This is a genomic window from Porphyromonas sp. COT-290 OH3588 (assembly GCF_000769075.1).
Lineage (GTDB): Bacteria > Bacteroidota > Bacteroidia > Bacteroidales > Porphyromonadaceae > Porphyromonas.
This window is the reverse complement of the sequence record NZ_JRFC01000024.1, coordinates 26678-50207: the sequence shown is the minus strand read 5'-3', so window position 1 is coordinate 50207 and position 23530 is coordinate 26678. Positions and strand designations below refer to the sequence as shown.

Here is a 23530-nt window from a genome sequence, read left to right as displayed (position 1 = left end):
AGTTCTCTCCACGGATGTCGATTAACTCATGAGCTGCGCCGTGCCGTGTACACGAGATACCATCATCAAAGATCTGTTGTTGCGCAGCAGAACTTGACTGATACGGTCAAGCTCCGAGAGCTGATGTACCATTAGGGTTACGTGCCCCTCGAAGATACCGTCCTTGGCGCATATATTGATGCTGGTGATATTGACCTTAAACTCCTCTAGTAGTGTCTGAGTGATCGAGTGCAAGATGCCCGCCGAGTCCACTCCCTTGACCGATAGCGTTGCCTCGAAGAGTGACTCGTGATGCTCGCCCCACTCCGTGGAGACGAGTCTATCGCCCTGACTGCTCTTGATGCGCATGGCTCTCTGGCAAGATTTGTCATGCACCTCGACGATATTCTTGTCCGAAACGATGCCGAGAACATCATCACCCGGTATTGGGTGGCAGCACAGAGCTACTCGATAGTTCAGGCGTCCCTCCGTCTCCTCTAGTATATACGTGCTTTTTCTGTCTATCACGCCAGAGGAGGTAGGCTCGTTGGTCTGGCGCTTAGCCTTGGCGGCTTTGCGAGCTGCCGTAGTACTCTGGTTTTTTACCCCAAAGAGCGAGAGGAAACGCGAGATATAGTTCGGTGCCTCTGGCTCATCTTTCATGATTAGGCGGGTATCTTCGTCCAGATTGACCTCACCAACGCCCACGGCGTGGAAGAAGTCATCTTTCTTCTCATAGCCATACGAGTGAGAGAGTCGGTCAATCTTGGAGGCTGTCACCGTATCCCCTCTGTCATGGAAGAGTTCTGTGACCATCTCTTCGCCTCGCTGTGTCCCTTCTCTCCTCTGTCGGCGCAGGGCTTCTTCAATCTTATACTTGGCTCGTGCCGTCGCCACGAACTCTAGCCACTCCTTGGCTGGTCGGGTGCTTTGGCTATCGAGGATCTCTACTTGGTCACCTGTGTTGAGGCGTGTGGAGATGGGTTTGACGTGGTGATTGACTTTCGCCCCGATACATCGATCTCCTAGGTCGGAGTGAATGGCATATGCAAAGTCTAGTACCGTCGCATTAGCTGGCAGGCTTAGGCTACGGCCCTTGGGCGTGAAGACCAAAATATCTTGCGTGTTGAGGCTGAGCTTGAGATTGTCGAGGAAGTCCATGGCACTTGGCGTAGGTACTTGCAGGACTTCTCGTATGGTGTCTAGCCACTGCTCTAGCTCCCGATCCTCCTCTACCTGAGTTCCCTTGTAACGCCAGTGAGCCGCCACTCCTTGCTCTGCTATATCATCCATACGTTTGCTACGGATCTGAACCTCTATCCAGCGACCGTCTGGCCCCATGAAGGTAGAGTGTAGTGCCTGATAGCCGTTGGCCTTGGGGTTGGAGAGCCAGTCCCTCAGCCGATCTGGGTGAGTACGGTAGATGTCGGTGATAGCAGTGTAGATATCCCAGCAGCGGTTCTTCTCGGGGTAGCCGTCGGAGCTATCGAAAACGATACGCACGGCGAATAGGTCATACACTTCCTCGAAGGGAACTCCCTTCTCCTGCATCTTGCGCCAGATCGAGTAGTTGCTCTTGGTGCGGGTCTTGATGTCGAAAACGATGCCTTTCTTCAGTAGCGAGGAGATGATTGGAGCGGAGAATCGCTCGAATAGGTCTTGTCGCCCGGCCTCGCTAGCTGCTACTTTCTCGCTGATGTAGGCGTAGCGATCTGGTTGCTCGTAGCGGAAGCTCAGATCCTCCAGCTCGGTTTTGATAGAGAAGAGTCCGAAGCGATGTGCCAGTGGAGCATAGACATAGAGTGTTTCGCCGATGATCTTGTATTGCTTGGCGGGGAGCATTGAGCCGAGCGTGCGCATATTATGCAGACGGTCGGCTATCTTGATGAGGATCACACGGGCATCATTGCTCATCGTGAGCAGTAGCTTGCGGTAGTTCTCTGCTTGTATCGACTCGGTGGCTTGGAAGTTCTCTCCCGATATTTTGGTTAGTCCGTCTACGATACGTGCTATATTATCCCCAAAGCGAATGCGTATATCCTCGACTGTGTACTCTGTGTCCTCTACCACATCATGTAGCAGGGCACAGCAAATCGAGGTAGAGCCTAGCCCCATCTCCTCGCAGATGATGCGTGCTACGGAGATAGGGTGTAGGATATAGGGCTCTCCACTACGACGCCTCACACCTCCGTGGGCAAGGCGAGCTAGGGTGAAGGCCCTGTTGATGATGTCTACCTTCTTGCGGTGATTACTCGCAAGGTAAATATCTAGGAGGGCTTTGTACTCCTCCTCTATCCGCATCTCCTCCTCGGGGGAGAATACGGGTTCGTAGGTATCGGTGACCATGACGGACTGATATTAGAGGTTACTAGACGAGGCTATATTTGGCTGAAAAGGTAAGCATTGTAGGCGATGAAGCAAGCGAATAGGATACCTCCCTCTAGGCGTGTAATGGTACGTTGCCCAAAGAATATGCCGAAGACGTAGAGGAGAATACTCGAGAGCACCATGACGAGGAAGTCCACGACCGTGACGCCCGACATCTTGATCGGTGTTACGGTGGCGGTAGTGCCGAGGATAAAGAAGATGTTGAAGAGCCCTGAACCGACTACGTTGCCCACGGCAAGCTCGGGTTCTTTTTTCAATGCAGCCACGACCGAGGTGGCAAGCTCTGGCAGAGATGTCCCCATAGCTACAAGGGTTAGACCGATGAATGCCTCGCTAACACCGAAGCTGCGAGCAATAGACGACGAAGAAGAAACGAAGAGATCCCCACCGAAGATGAGTCCTGCTAGCCCTCCTATGATGAGAGCGATGAGTAGCCACATTGGTTTACGCTTCTTGCTTGGGTCGCTCTCCTGCTCAATCTCACCAGCAGACTTAGCTATAGAGAATGTATAGGTCAGGAATATCAAGAAAAAGCCTAGTAGTGCTAGTCCCTCGCTTCTGCTGAGGAAGTTTTCTTGGCCAATCAAGCCACTAAATAGGGTATCCCAAGCAATCACGGCGAAGACACACGAAGCCAAGATGAGCAGAGGTATTTCTTTGCGCACAGTGCTGGCAGTGATGCTTAGTGGCGTTACCAGAGCCGTGATACCTACGATGGCTAGGATATTGAAGATGTTGCTCCCAACCACATTGCCGATAGCGATGTCTGCGCTACCCTTGAGCGCAGAGGTCAAGCTAACTACGAGCTCGGGGGCTGAAGTCCCGAAGGCTACTACGGTAAGGCCTACCATAAGCGGACTAAGCCCCATACGCCTTGCTAGAGCTGCGGCGCCGTCCGTTAGCGAATTGGCACCACCAATAATCAATACGATACCTAGGACAAAAAATAGTAAGTCAATTATCATAAAATAGAGTTTTTAAGCCTTATCAACCATTACGTGGCATGTCAGAAAAATTACACAGAGAAAATCTTTCGCTCGAGCATTAGGACACGAACAATTTTATACGGATTCACTCCTCGAGCAATCCTCCCCTTGAGTAACAAAAGTAAGCCACTAGTCGATAATAAGCAAATATTGTTCTATCATAATTTGAGGAGTATCTAGCCCCGTTGTTCCGTTGCCTGAATTTATATTTTAGACCAATTTTCAGAATGTTGGTGGGGAAGTATTCGTTGCTTAGACGAAAAAGTATAGGCCTCATATTTGCCCTCTAGGAGGCGCTACATGGCGACGGACTGCGCTGGTGTACTTCGACTCAGTCTAGTGAAAACAGTCGCTTAAAACGCTTGTTTTGTAAGTCGCTGTTCTCTATGTGTATAGATTCTTCTCTTAGCCGATTTTATAGATTTAGGGGCTTATTGTTTGCCATTCCTTCCCATCAATTCTCTCAGATTGGTGCACACATCTTGGTAGATGAGCCCATAGAAACGAAAAAGTCTTCCCTTCGATTTGGCCGAAGATGTAGGTAAAATGCTCCAAACTGGCCCTTGGAGAGGGTTTCTCTTGAGGATAGTTCGTTTGCACTTTTTTACTTATTTCGATCAAGAATGACCTTGCCGAGATGATCAGCACACCGATTAGAGATTCCCTTCTCGTGACTAGTTAAGAGAGCTCGGTAGGTGTGCTGATGGCACTGTTATGGGATAGATAATACTGGGACTTCATCAGGATTTGAGTAAATATGCTCTCTCTCATCTATGATAAACCTAAAAAGTAAGGGCTATAAGAGGTTGTATAGTTTAATATATGTGCTATTTAGAAATGATTTATGATTGATAATTAGCGGGTTAATTGTCTAATTGTAAAATCAATGGTTTTTCATTACTTTTGCGCAAACTAATAGACTGCGTATAAAGTCTGTTCTAGAGGCGCTTAGTTGATAGGAGGATCATAATCGGGGTAATGAGCTTCAAGATCGAGCCACGTAGATAGAAGTTCAAAGTCTTGGAAAAAGTATTTTTAGACTAGAGGAGCTCAGCTGTGAAGAAGAAGGCAATTTTAGGGGTAGGTTTCACCCTACTACTCGTCTTTATTGTTCTGTTTGGATTGCAGTACACCTATTATCAGCGTGTCATCAGCATCCGAAAGGAGCAGACGCGTCAGATGGCCAAGGATGCGCTTGCCGAGGTCGCTGGGGATATTGAGCTACGTGAGCTAATCCGCTACCTAAACCTAGAGCTCAACGCATCGGTCATGCAGGGTCAGATACCCTCTCCAATACATCTGCCTTATAGACACCAGCAAGAGAAGAAGGCGACGCTGACGGGGATACAAGCCATAGATGGCAATTCTAGCGAAACATTTGAAGACTCGGAGCTGCCGGCCATTAGCAATCGCATGATGCAGACCTATCTTATGCGCCGAGATCATCTAGACGAGTATATGCTCAGGCATCTCTACGAAGAGTACTCCTACGATAGCATTCCTCAGCTCATCAACCCTCGCTTCATGACCCAGCAGCTACGCACACGACTCGATAGCAAAGGTGTCTGCGAGGCTTACAACATCATGCTCTGTGACGCCAAGGGGCGCAAGCTCTACGAGTTTACACAGCCGGGTATGCTACAGAAGGATCGTAATAACGAAGATGTGGTGATTCAGCGCCTCTTTGTCAAGCAGAGTAACCCAAACCAGATGACCCCATTCCTGCGCTTGACCCTAGACTTTAGTCCGAGTCGTAGTGAGATGCTGAGCTTTGCGCTCCCCGGGCTTATCTCTACCATTTTCGTTTTGATATTGGGAGGCTTCGTGATTACGATACTGGTAAGGCATCTATCCTTCCAGAGCATGAAGACGAGCTTTATCAACAATATGACGCACGAGCTCAAGACTCCCGTTAGCTCTATCAAGCTAGCCTCAGGGCGTCTGCGTGATAGAGATGTCATAGAGCAGCCAGAGAAGCGCTCCAAGTTCATCTCTATCATTGAGCACGAGACGGGGCGTATGCAGCTGCTTATCGACAAGGTATTGCAGTTCTCCGTGCTCGACGGTAAAACTAACCCAATGCCTCTGCGCGAGCTAGAGCTCAATGAGATTTTGCTCCCCGTGGCTGAGATCTATACGGCTCATGCGCAGAACAAAGGAGGCGATCTGACCCTCGACTTGGAGGCCTACGATACATGGATCAAGGCCAATAAGGTACACCTGACCAACGTTATCTTCAACCTGCTCGACAACTCGGTCAAGTATGCTCACCCCGATAGACCTCTACAGCTTAGGCTGGCTACCGAGAATGTAGAGTCCTACATCAAGATCGTGGTCGAGGATAACGGTATCGGTATCCCCAAGGATAGCCTCAAGAAGGTCTTCGAGCGGTACTATCGTGTCCCCACGGGGCATAGGCACGACGTCAAAGGTTTTGGGTTGGGCTTGGCCTATGTGGCTTCCGTCATCAAGCAGTTTGACGGGCGGATCTATGCAGAGAGTAAGCCAGAGGGTGGCACACGCATTGTGATTAAACTCCCCGTGAGCCAAGGGAGCTATATGAGCCAATAGAGTTAAGTAGTTTAGTTACGGATATTTCAATAAATTAATTATAGGGTAAACTTATGGGAAATCAACTAAGAATTCTTCTCTGCGAGGACGAGGAGAATATAGGTAACATCTTGGTAGAGCTTCTAGAGAAGAACAACTTCGAGGTAGATCATTGTCGTGACGGTCAGCAGGGTTGGGAACACTTCCAGCAGAAGGAGTACGACCTATGCTTGCTAGACGTCATGATGCCTCAGAAAGACGGTATGACGCTCGCCAGAGAGATCCGTGGTGTCAATAAGGCTATGCCAATCATCTTCTTGACAGCTATGGGTATGCGTGAGAATATCCTCGAGGGCTTCCACGCTGGAGCTGACGACTATATCACCAAGCCATTCAATATGGAGGAGCTTGTGTTGCGTATCGAGGCCTTGCTTCGTCGTGCTGGCACCCTCTCTAGGGATATGAATGAGCCACAAGAGGTGTATCAGCTTGGTAAATACAGCTTCAATACCACCACACAGCAGCTTTGCCTCGGTGAGCATATCATTCGCCTAACTACCAAGGAGAGCGAGCTACTGACCCTGCTCTGCCAGTTTGCCAATAAGACCCTCGAGCGTAGCCATGCCCTCAGAGAGATTTGGGGCATCACAGAAACTCAGGTAGATCCCGAGCATGCTTTCTCCCAGCGTAGTATGGACGTTTATGTAACTAAGCTACGCCGTATGCTAGACCTTGATCCGACCATTGAGATCAAGAACGTACACGGTAAGGGCTACAAGCTCGTAGTGCCTCCTGTCCGCAAGCGTAAATAATCATTTGAGTACCTATTGAGTAGGACTGTGATAGTGACTAGAACCAGTTGCTACCTCAGTCCTATTTTCTTTTCATCAACTAATTATATAGGATTATGAAAAAGTCTATGCTGATCCTTACAGGTGTGCTTACCCTATCGGGCCTGAGCGCACAGGAGTACAAGACACTCCAGAAAACAGATCCTGCCGGCTACAAGTACGAGGAGGTCACCGACGACCCCACGCACACCCGTGTCTACACGCTGGAGAATGGCCTAACCGTGTATCTTAGCCGCAACCCCAAGACACCACGTATCCAGACCTACATTCCGGTGCGTGCTGGCTCCAACCATGACCCAGCCGACAACACAGGGCTGGCACACTATCTAGAGCACATGCTCTTCAAAGGCACCAGTCGTTTGGGCGCCCTCAACTGGGAGAAAGAGCGTGTCGAGCTGAAGAAGATTAGCGATCTCTACGAGCAGCACAAAGCTAGTAGCGATAGCCTAGAGCGCCGTCGCCTCTATCATCAGATCGACTCGATCTCTACTATTGCTGCTGGGTATGTGTCGGCCAATGAGTACGACCGCCTAACAACCTCTATCGGAGCCCAAGGGACCAATGCCCACACTTGGGTAGAGGAAACGGTCTACAAAAACGACATTCCCGCCAATGAGCTAGAGCGCTGGCTACAGATCGAGAGCGAGCGATTTGGCGAACTGGTGCTACGCCTCTTCCATACCGAGATCGAAGCCGTCTACGAGGAATTTAATATGGGGCAGGATCGTATCAGTAGCCGTGTCTTCGAGCAGATGGGTAAGGCACTCTTCCCAACGCACCCCTACGGACAGCAGACGACCATTGGGACGAGTGAGCACCTCAAGTCACCCTCTCTCGAGGCCATTGAGCGTTATTTCTACAAGTACTATGTACCCAACAACTATGCTATCGTACTGGTGGGCGACCTTGAGTACGACAAGGCCATTGCTCTGGTAGATAAATACTTCGGCAAGAAGCCTGCTAAGCCTCTAGAACACCCAAAGTTCGCACGTGAGCTACCCATCGCCAAGGCTCAGACCTACGATGTGTACAGCAAAGATCCCGAGTACCTCTTCCTAGCCTATCGCCTAGACGGTGGTACGGGCTCTATGGACGCTGCCTATCTGACATTGGTAGATATGATTTTGGCTAATGGTAAGGCTGGGCTGATCGACCTAGACCTCAACCAAGCACAGCAGGTGATGCAGGCTGGTTCGTCCCCAATGATTCACAAGGAATACAGCGTGCATCAGCTCTTTGGTATGCCCAAGCAGGGACAGACTCTAGAGCAGGTACGTGAGCTACTATTGGCACAGATTGAGCGGATCAAGCAAGGGGACTTCCCTGAGTGGCTCATCGAAGCTACGATCAACGACCTTGAGCTACAGAAGATCCGTGCCACGACCGAGCCCAACGATGTAGCCACTGAGCACTATACAGCTTTTATACATGGGCAGAAGTGGGGAGATCGCCTCAAGTTCATCGAAAATCTGCGCAAGATCAAGAAGGCCGATCTCGTCGAGTTCGTCAAGAAGCACTACGCAGACAACCATGTCACCGTCTACAAGCGTATCGGAGAGAACAAGGATCTGATCCGAGTGCAGAACCCCGGCATCACACCTCTAGAGCTGGATCGTAGCACTATGTCTACTTTCGGCAAGGAGCTACTAGCCCAGCAAGCGCCAAGGCTCAATCCGCTCTATATCGACTACCAGAAGGAAATCAAGCGTACCCAGATTGGCAAGCAGACCATCGAGTATATCATTAACCCAGACAATGACCTCTTTGAGCTGACTTACCTATTCGATATGGGGCAGTACAACGATAAGAAGCTTGACCTAGCCATTCAGTACCTTGGGCTAATCGGGACAGATAAGCTCACACCTCAGCAGATTCGCCAAGAGTTCTATAAACTAGGTGTTAGCTATTCGGTACGCTCTATGGGTGAACGCATGCAGATTATCCTCACGGGGCTCAAGCGCAATATGGATGCAGGTATTCGCCTGCTTGAGGATCTGCTGCGTGGTGCTAAGCCCGATCAGGCTATTTTAGACGAACACATCGCTCAGACGATCAAGGCACGTGAGGATAATAAGAAGAGTAGCCAAGCCATTTTCCGTGCAGAAGTAAACTATGCGATGTACGGAGAGCATTCGCCTCAGAGGGATATTATCCCCACTCGTGAGCTCAAACAGATCAAAGCTGCCGAGCTAACCAATCTGATTAAAGGGCTTATGGACTATAAGCATCGCGTGTTCTACTACGGCAATGACGTCGAGGGCATCAAGAAATCCCTCAAGCGTAACCATAAGTTTGGCACTAAGGACTATCCCAAGGCTACCGTCTACCAGCAGCAGCCCACAGGCGGCAAGATTTACTATGCCGACTATGATATGGTGCAGGCGCAGATGATGATGCTTCGCCGAGTGGCTAAGTACGATGCCAAGGAGATGGCGCTCTCATCTATGTTCAATGCCTACTTCGGTGAGGGTATGTCGTCTATCGTCTTTCAAGAGATCCGTGAGGCTAAGAGCTTGGCTTACTCTGCATATGCCTATTATGGCGGAGCTAGGAAGCTCGGCGACTACAATTACATACAGGCATTCATTGGTACGCAGGCTAATAAACTTACCGAAGCCTTCAATGCCATGGAAGGCCTAGTGCAGAATATGCCCGAGGCGGAGAAGAACTTCGAGACGGCCAAAGAATCTGTACTGCGAGATATCGAGAGCGAACGCATCACTCGTCAAGACATATTCTGGCAATACGAGTCGCTCAAACGTCTAGGTATCCCCAACGATATGCGCCGCCAAGTCTATGAAGAGGTCAAGAAGATGACGCTAGCTGATCTAGTTGCCTTCTTCAATAAGTCCATTAAGGGCAGCGACTACACCTATGTGCTTATCGGCCGTGAGTCCGATCTACCCCTAGACTTTATGAAGAAGTATGGACAGATCCAGAAGTTAGACGTAGACTATCTCTTCAATGACAAGCAGGACTAAGCCGCTTGTCCACGACATAGCTAGATAAATGTCAGAGGCTACTTCTCTACTATGAGAGGTTGCCTCTGCTTCTTTCGGATCCATGGAGTAGTCACTGGGCAACTATATATACGGAGATCCTGTTATATTTGTAAAACTATTCGATAATTAACGAAGATATGAACAATCAAAATTATTATCCAGAAGGATCTCGCTCGGGAGGTTATATCTACGAGCAAGATGTCGCTGTGGTACAGCGCTCACTGATCCAGCGTGTGTTTCTATGGATGACTATGGGGCTCTCAATCACGGGGCTTACAGCGATGCTGACTTATAGCAGCTCGCTCTTCTACGAGTTGATGAGCAATAGCATCCTCTTTTGGGGGTTGATGCTCGCCGAGTTGGGTATCGTTTTTTACCTAAGCTCACGTGTGATGAAGATGAGCTTCATGACCGCCACGATACTCTTTGCCGCCTATTCTATACTCAATGGCGTGACGCTTAGCCTCATCTTTGCCGCCTATACGATGCAGTCTATCGCCACGACTTTCTTCGTCACTGCTGGGACATTTGCCGCTATGGCCTTTGTGGGGTATGTAACTAAGAGAGATCTATCCAAGATGGGTAGTATCTTGATGATGGCGCTCATAGGTCTGATTATCGCTACGGTCGTCAATATCTTCCTCAAGAACTCTATGTTTGAGCTCGTTATTTCGGGTGTCGGTGTGCTTATCTTCACGGGTCTGACCGCCTACGATACACAGAAGATCAAGCTGATGCTCCATCAAGCAGAGAGCGAAGAGGTCGCCAAAAAGCTCTCGGTAATCGGTGCGCTAACGCTGTACCTAGACTTCATCAACCTCTTCCTATATCTGCTTCGCTTCCTAGGCTCACGCAACGAGTAGTAGTAGCATCTGCTAGAGCAGGCCACTAGTAACAAGCCCTGCCAACCTCGACTGATACGTTAGGTTGGCAGGGCTTGTTTTTGTTGAGTGCCTTCGTGCTACTTCACGAGCTTGGCGCTGGAGATAGACACGCCCAGCAGGTGCAGGTCTTCCACGCCCTCGATCTCCGTAGAGCTCTCGCCGATCCAGCCATTGTCGCTCATCACGCCCGTGTAGATCTTGATGAAGTCTATCCCCGAGAGCTGCACGGGCTTGCGGTTACGATCCACTGCCCAAGCGATGTCTATGGCAGAGCCGTCGGCTGTATTGGGGTGGTTATCGGCATAGCCATAGCGGAAGCTATGGCGAACGAAGAGGCCATCATAGGGGTTCTCAGGTTTCTCATTGATCACGTTGTGAGGGAGCTTGGTGCCCTCGAAGCTAATTTCTCTTCCAAGCCATGTAGGGTAGTAGCTCTGTGTGTGGTAGCTATTCTTCTGTACATAGCCCGATTTACCGAAGCTATCCGTCCAGCGGATATAGTCGATAGTCCTATCGGACGGTGCTTCTGGTTCGTCAGTAGGCCGATAGTAGGTAAGGCGATAATCATGGTAGATGCCTAGATCATTGCCAGCCTTGCGTGCTTGATTGTAGAATGCCTCTCGCTCGGGTTGCTCCCCACTACCTGCTATCTCGTACCATTCGTTCTCGTCGGGGCGGCCATTGCCGTTCTCATCCTTAGCCACCATGATAACACCTGCTTCGCTCGCCCGCTCGAAGGCGTTTCCCAGTACCCTAAAGTCACACAGCCCCTCACGGTTCTCAATGCGATGGTCGAAGCCCACTACGACATAGCCACCCCAGCCACCTAGAGTGATCAGTTCGTTCCTTTTTTGCTTAGGGCTCTGTCGGCCAATAGCGGCTAGGACCTTGGCATTCATTGTCTGCTGTGTATCTCCAGCCTCTGATCGGGGCATTTTATTGACGAACTGACCGGGGGCTGGTACATACGCTAGTACTTTGCTGACGTAGGGGTTACGTCCCTTGGGATAGGTGTCTGGGGTACTAGGTATATCGGTATTATCCGATAGTCTAAAAGGTGTGAAGACAATTTTGGAGGGTAATACACCTGCCTCGGTAGACCATTGATATTGCCCCGAGGCCGAGAAGCAATAGACCTTGCCGGGGGCTACATAGTCGCCTGCGTCGGTCACGAAGATCTCACGTGTCTCGGGATTGACAGCGATGCCATAGGGCGTGCGTATGCGTGCTGCCGTGCCGTCGAGGATTCGCTCGCTCTTGATTGCTCGGGTACGTGTATCTAGTAGGGCATAGTTGGTCTTCTGGCTGTTCGGTAGGTGGCTATATCCGTAGAGATAGAGGTCATGCCCGACGATGGCAAGATCGGAGCAGGCGATGCCCAGCCCCTCGGGTGTAAGGAGTTGATCGGTCTTCGTGTTGAGAACGTATAGGTTCGGTGCTATGGTCTTATAGTCGCCTCGAGAGGAGATCCAGAGTTGCCCCTGCTCGTCTAGGCGTAGGCGATGTAGATTGATGCCCACCTCAATGTGCTTGACTTCGGAGAAAGTCTTTAGGTCGATGACCGATAGTCGAGTGTCGTAGTTGGGAGCACGATAGCCGCCTGAGTTAGCCACATAGAGCCGATCGCCCACTACTACAAGCTCCTCGGGTTGATAGCCAACCGTGCATTCGCCTACGATCTGTAGTGTTGCCGTATCGACCTTGATGACTTTACCTAGGCGTGCATTGGGGTCTATCTGTATTGGGCCTGCATACGAGCTGATATAGGCGAACCCTCCGTCGAAAGTGATGTGGCGACAGTTGGGGATAGAGATCTGCCCAATATGGCGGGCGTTCTTGGCGTACATCACTTCGACGAGGTTCGACACATTGACCACAGCCCAGAGCCGATCGCCATAGAGCTTGAGATCATTGGCTACATCTCCCAGCTCCTTGACTACCATAGGGTTACGCTCTGCGAAGATGTTGTGCCGATAGATACCTGTGGTGTAGTCGAAGTAATCGAGCGAGGCGGTATTGCGCCCCATCGTCCCTTCGTTGAGTAGATAGAGCCCCGGATAGTGCCGTGCCATGGAGCTAGGCTCTGTGACACGATTGCTCACCGAGGGGACGACGACCTCTTCCTTGCGACATGAGGCCAGTAGACCGAGCATCATCAACAAAGCCGAAGTGATGAATAGGCGAAAGCTAAAAGATTGCATTGAGTTTAAGTCTAAAGTTAGTACCGGGCATGGGGTAGCTCTTGACTACCTCGTACTGCTGATTAAGGAGATTATTTACCTCGAGCGTCCCTACGAGCTTTAGGCTCGAGAGCTGCCAAGTGTATGAGAGGGATAGGTCGTGCGTGTACCAAGGCTGTATGTGGAACTCTTGTAGGTTGGCCACCGAGTGGTAACGCTCTCCCGTGTAGATGAAGCTGTAGCTCCAGACCCACCTCTGCCAGTCCGCTCCCACAGTGACGGAGCCAGCATGCCAAGGCACGTAGGGGATTTGCCCGCCGTACCAAGGGCTTGTTGTGTCGGTATGTTCGCTAGCCTGTTGGTAGGTATAGCTCAGACGAGGCATGAGGCGAAGCGAAGCTAGCTGTATGGTAGCTGAGGCTGAGAGGTCTAAGCCTACGATATCGACCAGACCGAAGTTGAGCATCGTCCAGCGAAACTGATTGGACGTTGGCATGGCAACGATCTTGTCTCGCACTCGATTGTAGTATGCATCGGCTTGTAGCTCTAGCGTGCGTAGAGGAGTAGAGGTATAGCTCCTACGCCATACTGCCCCTACATTGTACTGTACTGTGTACTCTGGGTTGAGTAGTTTGTTGCCGATGAAGGTGTAGTAGAGGTCGCTTAGAGTTGGTAGGCGAAAGATATGTTTATAGAAGGCACGTAGGCTTAGCCCTCGATTTACCCACGGCTGCCACGAGGCCACGATGCTCGGCGATACAATGCTACGCCACTGGGGCGCATCGTGCTTAGTGGCATCTCTGACGAGGGTATGCAAGAGGCTCGTTTGTATGCTCAGTCGAGGCGAAGAGTAGCTGCCCGAGAGGGCGGAGAGTAGCTGGGCTCGATGTGGATAGGCGAAGTCTGTAAGGTCAGCACGCACAGCATTGTACTGAGCATCGGTCGAGAGAGCTAGCCCCCAGCCTTGGTCTAGGGTTATGAGCTGGGCTACGGATAGATAAGCCTCGTGCTGATGGTAGCGATTGTCTATGTACATTGTACTTACGTCTAGGCGAGGGTCGGAGATATAGTGCAGGTAGTCGTAGGCATACTTACCTAGGACTTGCATCTGATATCGCCCTTTGGGTTCGTACTGCATAGTGCCTTGTACGAGCAGGTTGGTATCCCACTGTCTGTCCTGATTGCGAAATAGCCCCGGCACTTCCCGCACCACAGCCCCGGGGTAGCCTCGCTCGGAGTTGTATAGATAGAGCTTGCCCGTGTAGCGGCTGTGAGCTCTGTGGTGATACAGCCCTAGCTCTGTGCGCAGAGCACGTACATCACCGTTCTGTCTGAGGGCAGTGGTATCGTAGCCGTCTTTGCGTCGATAGCGAAAAGGATACTGCCCAGAGGTATAGAGGTATTCGCCCGAGAGCGAGAGGTCGGTGCGGGGCGAGAGGCGATGCTCCCAGAGGAGCGAAGGATTGAGGGTGTGGAAGCTCCCCACTCGTAGCCCTACGTTGATGTTATGCTGTCGCCCTAGGTCAAAGCTCGGGCGACGACTGCGCAGATAGAGGGCACTAGAGGAGGCATAGTCACGAGCCGACTGTAGGAGTTGGCTCTTTTGCCCATTGTAGACGCTGATGGTCTCCATGTTTTCAAGTGAGAAACGTCCTAGGTCGATGATACCATTTTGGGCGTTCCCTAGCTGCACACCGTCGTAGAATACGCCGACATGGTGGCTGCCCATACTACGGACGTTGATTGTTTTGAGCCCACCTATGCCTCCGTAGTCCTTGATTTGTACGCCCGAGTAGTACCTAAGTACATCGGCTACCGAGAGTGCACCAAGGCGAGTCAGTTCGCCTCGAGTAAGCAACTGCGAGGGCGCCAGAGTTAGTCGCCTCTGCTGGGCATGTACGACGATTTCGTCGATAGTGTGCACAGAGTCACGCACCGATGGTTCTTCGGCCATCAGCGTACCTATAGCCCAGAGGCACATCAGTACGAAAGCTAGAGTTCTGCTCACTGCACGTTAGATAGTGGTATCATAGACCGTATTGCTTGGTCGGTGGTTAGCCTAAGTAAGTTGTCTGTTCGTGTGAACAAACCTGCTCGGGCACCAGCCTGTTTTTGGGAGCAAGCCTTGCTTTATATAGAGGAAGCTTTGCTCTATATGGAGATAGGTTTGCTCTATATAGATCTAAACTACCTCCAAAGTTTACAAGCCGATGAGTTCGATTTTATTTTACAAAGATTGGATTGTTGATTCACAAAGAATGTATGTTCCTTGACGGAGGGAATACGATTGATATGCATCGTATGCTTGAAATCTCAATCGCCAGCAGGGTCAAGGCTCTAGGAGTAGACTCTGCTAGCGATCGAGAGATGGTGTCATATTTCAGAAAGGGCTTCGTCAGTTGTTACTCGCCTTTTGGGGCAATATGCACATTGAAATTGTGCTTCTTAACCCACTCGGCATACTTTTCTGGGGGGAGGACAACGATCGTTACCTTCTGGGAGAATATCTTTTGGCCTATCTAGGGAGGAGTGTCACCAAGCTCAAGAGTTTTGACGCCGGAGGTGCCGAAAGCCACCTTCCCAATCTTCTTGATATTTGGCAGAGATATCTGCTCGAGTGCCTTGGCGAAGTAAAACCCTCTAGCCCCGACCTCCTCGATCAGTGGTAGAATAATTTGTCCCTAGTTTAGTAGAGGCTGCTACTTATTGGGTAGATTAGGGCGCAGAAAGGAGTGTATAGGCCGTCGGGTTGCCCTTCACTTTTGATTGGGTAGCTCTTCTGTGCTGTACCATCCCAAGCCATTTCCATTACTTTAGCCTCCTTGTAGCGATTGTAGGCAGGTAGCTGAGAGAGATAAATTACCTTGCTCCTCGCACTAGCACCTATGTAGCCGTATAGGATCTCAGTAGTGGAGTAGATATTTTTGAGCTCCTTGGACTGCTCGCTGAAGCTGTATATAGCCGAGCCTGTGCGCAAGAATATCATTGCCCCCTCTGTAGTAGGCGCTGCAGCGAGTGTGCAGCTACCAGCCCATACTCCCTTTAGGCCAAGCTGTTCGCCTAGGTCGTAGCTTCCTTTTTCCTCTAGGTTCTGAACCTTCACCAGGCGAGTCTTCTTGTTTTTGCTCTCGGCTTGTATCATCCAAATCGCTTGACTCTTGTTCGCCACATCGTAGCAAGGTGCAATGCCGAGGCTAGTATAACCCTCGGGGTAGGCTAGAGAGGCCACTTGACCGCCTTTGCCGATGCGATACAAAGCCTGAGCTCCGGCTACATAAACGACCTCTACCCCCTGCTCGTGTACAGTAAATAGGCGAGCGTATAGAGGCTTGGCAACCTGAGTGATGAGTGTAGCTCGTTCACGATCGGCACCCGTTGCGTTCAGAGGGAGGCTGTAGAGCTTACCATCGTTGGTAACGAAATAGAGTAGGTCGTGGGCTACCGTGAGGTGGGTTGGCGATACTTTGCTGTTTGCAGCGATGACATCTGGCGTGAAGGTGTCTAGTAGCTTGAAGGACTTGTCGAAGATACTGATGTGTTTGAGATCACCTCTCTTATCGCCATTCTGACAGACAATGTAGAGCTTGTCCTTACTGATGCAGAGATCTTGAGCCACGTTGCCTAGGCTCTTGCCGTTGACCTGACGCACCACGTCGCTAGTGATTGCTCCGCTAGCTTTGTCGATGAAGGCAAGGACGCCTTCTCCGTCGCTCATATTGCCTTCGCTGAGGACTAAAACTCCATCCCAGTTGTTGATGTTTAGCCCTGTTTCGCTAGGACGATTGGGAGTAGGTAGGCTGGGCTTCTGTGATACTTGAGGGCCATCAGCCTGACAGCCTGCTAGGCCTAGACCAAGTGTCAAGGCTAGTAAAGACGTCCGTAGTAGATTCTTTAGTGACATAGCTTTTTCGTTTTTAATTTTAATGATTACTAAAAAGGCATACTAGGAGCTCAGTGTCTAGCTCCTAGTTATTCGTATAAGTCATGACATCGCTTGGCTCCAGATAGCGGAACTGTGATACCACTCCACTTTTTTTGACAAATCGGCGACTATGCCCCGTGCGTGCTAGTAGCGCTTAGGCTCATATAAACACACAAGCAAGGTTGGTCACTTGTAAGAGAGTCGATATATACTGTGGATTCGAGAGGTGCGTGCGTAAGGTTTGGGAGTTGGTGGTTGCTCGAGATCCCTATATATAATATAATATGGTATAGGGGGCTTACTACCTACTTCTGATGAGCGAACGTAACCTCTTGTTGAGGGCTTAACCTCTAGAGATGGTTCAATACTAACCTTATGCTCTATACCGCGAAAGCACAAAATATCGACCGACATGGCAGGTCTTCCGGCTTATCTCTAACGCACTCTCGCCTTCCCACTGAGCTAAGTCAGCAGTGGCATCTGAGAGGGTATCCTCTGACCTTCGAGATCAGGAGAATTACGGCAGCGCGACTGCACAGGGCTTACACCTGTTTCCCTTGTCCATGAGAGCGCAAGAGCTCCATAGGACTAACCATATCTGGGGCAAAGATACTAAAAAACTAATGCGAGATGCTCCGAGGGCTGTGCAAGAACGTTGCTTACACAGCCCTCGGAGAATTCACACTCTCGGAGATTGGCGACAGATTCTTAGATACCCCAGCCGGGGTTCTGCGTCCATTTGCCTTTGGTCCTAGCGATCATGTCAAGGCGAATGGGCAAGAGATAGTCACGCTTCACATCGAATTGCCAACCTGCCTCATAGCCAGATGCTGGATTGATGGGCAGAATATAGCGATATGGGTCGCCGGGTTTGCCAGAGAGGAAGAGGTTGTTGTTTTTAGGCTGGTCGTAGACAAAGGTCTGTCCCTTGTAGCTCTCGTGCCCATTTAGATTGCTCCCGATGAAAAGCGCACCCATGGCTCGCTTGCCTACGATCAACTCATCGGCTGCAGCCCAGCGCAAGATATCGTAGAGGCGCCGTCCCTCGCTAGCCTGTTCTATGCGGCGCTCACGTCGAGTGGCTTGTATGTATTTGTCTAGGCCTCTGAAGGGATAGTCGGCCTCGGTATTGTACTCACGGTCGAAGTCTACACTAGGCATACCGACACGATCTCTAAGAGGCTGGAGGGCTTCGACGATTTTGCCTGCATTGGCTGCTCCGTCTAGTTCGGCTAGGGCCTCTGCATAGTTGAGCAGTACATCGGCATAGCGTACTTGTATCCCCGGGGTAGCCCCCTTAAACTCTGCGTCTAGATTGCCCGTGTAGTCTATCTGCACATGCTTAAGCAGTGAGTAGCCCGTCATGTTTTGGTTGAAGGAGCTTCCCCTGAGAGGTGGTACGACGTAGGTTGGCTGATCTGGACGTAACTTCTGCCCCGGCATACAGACTGTTTGTGACAGGCGAGGGTCACGCAGGGTAGGTTTGAGCTCCTCGCCGAAGACTTTCTTGGCGTTGAGCTTGGCGTCGCCTACAAAGGGTTTGCCCTCTAGGGTTAGGTAGTCGTCTACGAGCGAGGCCGTCACACCGATGCTACCGCCCCCATTGTTGAGGTAGCGATTGACGTTGTTGCCTACTTGGTCGCCATCGTACCGCTTGAACCAGAGCACCTCCTTATTGGAGGAGAGATTTGTCGTGGCAAATAGCTCACGATAGTCGCTCAGCGGATTACCCGTCGTGTGTATGCGCCATACATTTCTATCCATAATAGCTCTGGCGGCTGAGGCTGCTTGGGTCAGATAGTCCTTGATTTTGGCATCTGTAATGCTGGGGTCGAAGAATGGGTCTTGCTCGGCCCTGTGGTACTTCTCCCATGTTGCTTCGAAGAGTGCGACCTCGCTCTTGAGTGCACGTGCTACATCTCTATGCACCCGCATCGTAGCGGAGCTACTCTGCTCACTTAGGTTCTCGATAGCCGTGTCCAGATCTGCCAATATCTTGTCCACCACAAAGGTACGGCTGTCACGAGGGCGGTCTATACCCTCTAGCTTGGCCTCTAGTGGTTGGTCGAGCCAAGTGATGGGGCCGTAGTCTACCAATAGACGATAGTAGTACCAAGCTCGGAAGTAATAGGCCTCCCCTACGAGGTGGTTGTACTGTGCGCTCCCTTTCTCTGCTGCATGACCAAGGTTGGCAATCAGGTAATTGACATTGCGGATCTGCGTGTAGGCTTCGAGTTTGCTGGCGTTGCTTAGAGCCAGCTGTCCGTTGAGTCGTGTATTAGGAGCACTTGCCGATAGATTGTCGCTAGCCACATCATTGCCAGCGATGCCGCCACCACCACCGGGGCCGAAGCCTTGGTGACGGAGCCCCGACTCATAGAACTGGTCGATGTAGTTCTGCATTTCCCCTACACTCATGAAGGGGCTGTTGGTTGTCAGCACGCCCTCTGGCTGGAGGTCTAGATTGTTGCACGCTGTGGTGCAGACAGCAGCCAGCAGGGATAGGGATAGGGATAGGATTATATTGTTACGTTTCATCGCTGTTGCAAATTATAAATTAACGGTAAGACCACAAGAGAGGACGCGATTCATCGGATAGTTCTTGTCTGCACTATATCCGCTTGTTGCGAAAATCACTTCTGGGTCAAACATGGTCTTGAGGCTTGTGAAGGTGAGCAGGTTCTCTCCAGAGAAGAAGACTTGCAGGCCGTTGATGCCAAGTTTATTGACCCACATTTGGGGAATATCGTAGCTCAAGGTGAGGTTTTTCAGACGGCAATAGGCTGCATTCTGTAGATAGCGGTCGGAAGTCTGTCGGGTTTTGCTCTGGAACGACCCGATCGCCCCCACTCCGTGGATATAGGGTTTGGGGTAATATGCCCCGGGGTTGTCCTCTCTCCAGTAGTCTAGATGCTCTTTGAATACCGTTACCTGTGCGTATGCTCCAGATCCCCAGAAGTAGGCTGCCCCACCGGGGTTCCAGTCCCGCTTGCCTACGCCTTGTAGCATGAAGCTCAGGCTAAGTCCTTTGTAGCTGATGCTACCATTGACCGAGTACTGGTATCGAGGGGTTGTGTCGCCGATGATATCGAGGTCACCCATGTCGCCGACTTTGTTTTTGCCATTGTTGATGCGACCGTCACCGTTCAGATCTCTATACTTGACGTCACCCGGAGTCCAAGGTCTTTTGCTCAAGAAAGAGAGGTCGTGCTGGTCATTGTAGGCTTTGGCTTCTTCTGCTGTTTGGATTAGTCCGTCGGCTCTATATCCCCAGATCTCGCCTACAGATCTACCCTCGTACCACGATCCTTGTGGGTCGCTCTTGGTTGGGTTCTCGTATTTGGTGACGATAGAGGTAGCGTCCGAGAGTATCCCCGTGACCTTATACGTGATGTCTTTGCCAATCCGTCCTTGATAGCCGAGCGATAGCTCCCAGCCTCTGTTGCGTAGACTTGCGTTGTTGGTTTGGGGAGCGTCTGCCCCGAAGTAGTCGGGGAAGGGTAGCCCCGGGCCAAGCATATCTCTCGTATCTCTCTGGAAGAGATCTATCGACCCAGTAAGGCTATTCCCCCATAGGCCGAAGTCTAGCCCTACGTTGATGCTCTCTACCTTCTCCCACGTGGTGGTTGGGCTGATGACTCTAGGGGCATTGGTGTAGCTATGTCTGCCGTCGGGGAAGATGTATTGCCCTAGCCCACGACTTAGCTCCATCGTAGAGGCGAAGGTGTATAGGGCGGCACCAGCTTGGTTGCCTAGTAGACCGTACGAACCTCTGAGCTTGAAGTTGGATAGTGTGCCAGAGAGCGACTCCATAAATTGCTCCCTGTGTATGTTCCATCCGAGCGAGGCGGAGGGGAAGAAGCCCCAGCGGCTATTCTCGGCAAAGCGGGAAGATCCGTCGTAGCGCCCATTGAGCTCTAGTAGATAGCGGCCGTCGTAGCTGTAGTTGAGGCGGCCGAAGAAGCCTCGTGTAGCCCAGCCATTGCGCACATCGGTGGGCACTTTGTCGCCAGTACCCATACCTACGTTGGGGTTGGTCTGGGAGAATAGCCCAGTGATAGAGCTGCCGAGGTAGCTGCTGTGGCTGCTCTCCTGCTGGAAGCCTCCCATTACCGTGAAGTCGTGCTTCTCGCCTAGTGAGAAGAGGTAGTTGCTGTACAGATTGAACGACGAGTATTTGTGTCGATCGAACTGGCGAGTAAATCTGCCGTCACGAGCTATACCAAGCTCCGAGCGTACGCCTAGAGAAACAGACTTGCCGTCTGCTCCGTAGATGAGTGGAGCCTTGTTGAGTGCTTCGTACTCGTGTAGAGAGAGCCTATGCGTGTAGTCGAGGAAGATGAACCAGTTCCTCAGCGGCTGTAGCTCTATGCCTGCCGAGAGGTTTAGGTTGTTGTCTTTGCCATGAGTGTATGTTCCGCTCTGTAGATAGGGCACCATACTGAGCTCTGTGAATCGGCCATTGGGGTCGATCTCGGAGATAGTCGGGAAGAAACGAGCGAGGCTGTGGAAAAATCCATTGCTCAATCCGCCCGGGCCGAATGGGGAACGGTCGTCCGTATGCATGAATTTAGTAGAGGTCTTGAGCTTGAGCCACTTGGTGAGCTGTGAGGTGAGGCTGGCCGAGAAGTTGTATCGGCTGAATGCCATATCGGCATAGCGTAGGATCCCTTGCTCATTGTAGTAGCCTCCAGATACGTAGTACTGGGCAGCTTTGCTCCCTCCACTTAGGCTGAGAGTGTGATTGTGTTTGAGAGCCAAGTCCTTGTAGTGGAGCTTGAAGTAGTCTACGTTGCCGATCCCCTTCTCCGTATTCTCATAGGCGGGGTTCATGCTGTGGTTTTTGGGGAGGTCGGCCCAAGGGTCTACACTCGAGGGGTCATTGATATACTTCTCGAGTAGTGCTATACGCTCTGGGCTATACTTACGAGGTGCGCCTGCATTGGTCGCACCGTCATTCCAGAAGTGAGCGAAGTCTACCGAATTGACCATTTTGGGTAGTACCGTCGGTGTAGACCAGCCCACGTTGCCCTGATAGCTGATGCGCATCTTGCCTACATCTCCTCTCTTTGTGGTGACAAGGATTACTCCATAGGCGGCACGGGCGCCGTAGATAGCACTCGCTGCGGCATCTTTGAGTACACTGATGTTTTCGATGTCGTTGGGGTTTACTTCCGCCAAACTCATCTCTACTCCGTCTACCAGTACGTATGGGCTGGCGCTACCAGATAGGTTGCCTTGACCACGCAGGGATAGGGAGGCCGATGCTCCGGGGCGCCCAGACTGATTGTTGCTGACCAATAGCCCGGGGACTAGCCCTTGTAGACTTTGGGTGGCGTTGGTGACAGGGCGACGGGATAGCTCTCCGCCTTTGACGGAGGATACCGCTCCAGTCAGATTGACTTTCTTCTGCACGCCATACCCCACGACTACTAGCTCCTCCAGCTGTGTATTATCCTCTAGTAGGACGATCTGTAGTGCTTGGCCTCGATAGACCGCTTGCTGGGTTACATACCCGATAGATGAGAACTCTAGCTGGCTACCGAGCTGAACCTTGGGGATTGAGAACTGTCCGTCCAGATCCGTTACAGCACCGATATTGGTTCCCTTGACCAGTACTGTGACTCCGATGAGTGGTTCGCCTTTGGCATCTTTCACCACGCCTTGGCATACGCTCTCGGCTTGCTGCATCAAAGTGATGTGCTCTGAGGCTGGGATAGTCACTCTAGCCTGAGCCCAAGGGGTCGTCAGTAGTAGTGCCATTCCTAAGCAGTAAAGATTTTTTGCCATAAATGTTGCGTATTAAATGGATAACTTAATGTATGATGTACGACTTCGTAGTATGTGCTTCTTATATTTTGTTTTCTAAGTTATCAAAGATTGCGCTCATGTCTTTATTAAATGACGCAGTTTTTTATTCTATTAATGCAAATATAAATACTTCCGTTTGATAAAAACAGCAAGATCTGTATAAATTACTGCTCCTTAATTGTGCAGGGTCGTGACTTGTTGGTTGTACCGTTTCTATGCCTCATGAAAGAAAAATTGGGAGGGTAGTAGGGAGAGGACTATAAGGGGTACCCTAGCTCTCGATTTACTCTACCTGAGATCTTTTGTGGGATTTTCTTTTATGAAAGTTTACATCTTTGGCGAAGATTGATCATGTTTCCTTGCAGATAAGGGCTCTTTTGGATAAGATATGCTAGACCTCGTATTTGCCTCCTAGGAGGCTCTGTACGGCGTTTGGCCTCATTTTGGCACTTAGTTCCCAGACGCATGAAAAGAGGTGCTTAAAACGGGCTTTTTGTATTGGATTGATAATCAGATGTGTGTTGGTGTTTTTGGGGCAGTTTCATCTAAGCAAGGCGATTATTTTGGAGTTTCTTCCCATTAATCTCTCCAAATGTGTGGACACACCGCGCTGGATTAGTCCTACAATCTCAGAAAATGCTCCCATCAATTTGCTATCCTAGGCGAATAGCTGCGTCAAAATGTGCCTTCGGTTCGTCCAATTGGGTACAAATCCGTTTACACCCTTTAACCAAAAACGTGCAAAGTCGATCCCCATAGATTGTAGCATCATCGCCCCTCGGGCGAAGCGAGTGCACAAGAGTGGATAAATTTCAACGCAGCTCACTGCGTTGCTACAAGACGAAAATAGCCAATCGAAAGGCGACGGATTGGGCGGAGCGATGAGTTCGTCGTTGAGGGTAATGTCAGGATTCAGGAGTGATTAAGCAAGACATCGCTATCGGCACTGACAACGATGGCGTAGCTAGAAGGATTGT

12 protein-coding genes and 1 riboswitch are annotated in these 23530 nt (G+C 50.7%); of the genes, 5 read left to right on the top strand and 7 right to left on the bottom strand.

All coding sequences use genetic code 11. The features are described 5' to 3' along the window. Positions 1 to 21: 21 nt before the first annotated feature. The gene (locus HQ48_RS06450; RefSeq protein WP_044232513.1) at positions 22 to 2325 is read right to left on the bottom strand and encodes a bifunctional (p)ppGpp synthetase/guanosine-3',5'-bis(diphosphate) 3'-pyrophosphohydrolase; all 2304 of its coding nucleotides are present in this window, start codon (positions 2323 to 2325) and stop codon (positions 22 to 24) included. Between the two features lie 32 nt (positions 2326 to 2357). Then, entirely contained in the window at positions 2358 to 3326 is a 969-nt protein-coding gene (locus tag HQ48_RS06445; protein WP_044232565.1) for a calcium/sodium antiporter, read from the bottom strand. 1083 nt (positions 3327 to 4409) lie between these two features. On the opposite strand from HQ48_RS06445, the gene HQ48_RS06440 reads away from it, so the two are divergent. From HQ48_RS06440 to HQ48_RS06425, 4 genes are all read left to right on the top strand, one after another. Beyond that, the gene (locus HQ48_RS06440; RefSeq protein WP_044190668.1) at positions 4410 to 5924 is read left to right on the top strand and encodes a cell wall metabolism sensor histidine kinase WalK; all 1515 of its coding nucleotides are present in this window, start codon (positions 4410 to 4412) and stop codon (positions 5922 to 5924) included. A 53-nt stretch (positions 5925 to 5977) separates the two neighbouring features. Beyond that, entirely contained in the window at positions 5978 to 6715 is a 738-nt protein-coding gene (locus tag HQ48_RS06435; protein WP_044190671.1) for a response regulator transcription factor, read from the top strand. Between the two features lie 95 nt (positions 6716 to 6810). Next, positions 6811 to 9735, top strand: coding sequence for a pitrilysin family protein (locus tag HQ48_RS06430; protein WP_044232511.1), 2925 nt, complete (start codon positions 6811 to 6813; stop codon positions 9733 to 9735). Between the two features lie 158 nt (positions 9736 to 9893). After that, positions 9894 to 10619, top strand: coding sequence for a Bax inhibitor-1/YccA family protein (locus tag HQ48_RS06425; RefSeq protein WP_044232509.1), 726 nt, complete (start codon positions 9894 to 9896; stop codon positions 10617 to 10619). A gap of 98 nt (positions 10620 to 10717) precedes the next feature. On the opposite strand, the gene HQ48_RS09510 is transcribed toward HQ48_RS06425, so the two are convergent. Both HQ48_RS09510 and HQ48_RS06415 read right to left on the bottom strand, forming a co-directional pair. After that, positions 10718 to 12841: a YncE family protein gene (locus tag HQ48_RS09510; protein WP_044232506.1), complete on the bottom strand. Its 2124-nt coding sequence runs from the start codon at positions 12839 to 12841 to the stop codon at positions 10718 to 10720. After that, a complete protein-coding gene (locus tag HQ48_RS06415; protein WP_152568340.1) occupies positions 12828 to 14774 on the bottom strand; it encodes a TonB-dependent receptor in 1947 nt (648 codons plus the stop codon). The genes HQ48_RS09510 and HQ48_RS06415 overlap by 14 nt, the downstream gene beginning before the upstream one ends. A 469-nt stretch (positions 14775 to 15243) precedes the next feature. Here HQ48_RS06415 and HQ48_RS06410 point away from each other — a divergent pair, with 469 nt between their 5' ends. Continuing rightward, complete coding sequence (locus HQ48_RS06410) at positions 15244 to 15489, top strand: hypothetical protein (RefSeq protein ID WP_044232504.1); 246 nt, start codon at positions 15244 to 15246, stop codon at positions 15487 to 15489. A 17-nt stretch (positions 15490 to 15506) separates the two neighbouring features. Here HQ48_RS06410 and HQ48_RS06405 read toward each other — a convergent pair whose 3' ends face one another. From HQ48_RS06405 to HQ48_RS06395, 3 genes are all read right to left on the bottom strand, one after another. Further along, positions 15507 to 16721: a DUF5074 domain-containing protein gene (locus HQ48_RS06405; protein ID WP_044232502.1), complete on the bottom strand. Its 1215-nt coding sequence runs from the start codon at positions 16719 to 16721 to the stop codon at positions 15507 to 15509. Between the two features lie 417 nt (positions 16722 to 17138). After that, a riboswitch (cobalamin riboswitch) is annotated at positions 17139 to 17354 on the bottom strand. A 96-nt stretch (positions 17355 to 17450) separates the two neighbouring features. After that, entirely contained in the window at positions 17451 to 19280 is a 1830-nt protein-coding gene (locus HQ48_RS06400) for a RagB/SusD family nutrient uptake outer membrane protein (RefSeq protein ID WP_044232500.1), read from the bottom strand. Positions 19281 to 19292: 12 nt separating this feature from the next. Next, positions 19293 to 22433, bottom strand: a complete 3141-nt coding sequence (locus tag HQ48_RS06395) for a TonB-dependent receptor (protein ID WP_235300207.1) — start codon at positions 22431 to 22433, stop codon at positions 19293 to 19295. Positions 22434 to 23530 lie beyond the last annotated feature (1097 nt).

Bases quoted from the DNA above. Each gene is read 5' to 3' on its own strand.
- HQ48_RS06450 (WP_044232513.1), bottom strand. From the start codon at position 2,325: ATGGTCACCGATACCTACGAACCCGTATTCTCCCCCGAGGAGGAGATG.
- HQ48_RS06435 (WP_044190671.1), top strand. From the start codon at position 5,978: ATGGGAAATCAACTAAGAATTCTTCTCTGCGAGGACGAGGAGAATATA.
- HQ48_RS06430 (WP_044232511.1), top strand. From the start codon at position 6,811: ATGAAAAAGTCTATGCTGATCCTTACAGGTGTGCTTACCCTATCGGGC.
- HQ48_RS06425 (WP_044232509.1), top strand. From the start codon at position 9,894: ATGAACAATCAAAATTATTATCCAGAAGGATCTCGCTCGGGAGGTTAT.
- HQ48_RS09510 (WP_044232506.1), bottom strand. From the start codon at position 12,841: ATGCAATCTTTTAGCTTTCGCCTATTCATCACTTCGGCTTTGTTGATG.
- HQ48_RS06415 (WP_152568340.1), bottom strand. From the start codon at position 14,774: ATGGCCGAAGAACCATCGGTGCGTGACTCTGTGCACACTATCGACGAA.
- HQ48_RS06410 (WP_044232504.1), top strand. From the start codon at position 15,244: ATGCACATTGAAATTGTGCTTCTTAACCCACTCGGCATACTTTTCTGG.
- HQ48_RS06405 (WP_044232502.1), bottom strand. From the start codon at position 16,721: ATGTCACTAAAGAATCTACTACGGACGTCTTTACTAGCCTTGACACTT.
- HQ48_RS06400 (WP_044232500.1), bottom strand. From the start codon at position 19,280: ATGAAACGTAACAATATAATCCTATCCCTATCCCTATCCCTGCTGGCT.
- HQ48_RS06395 (WP_235300207.1), bottom strand. From the start codon at position 22,433: ATGCAGCAAGCCGAGAGCGTATGCCAAGGCGTGGTGAAAGATGCCAAA.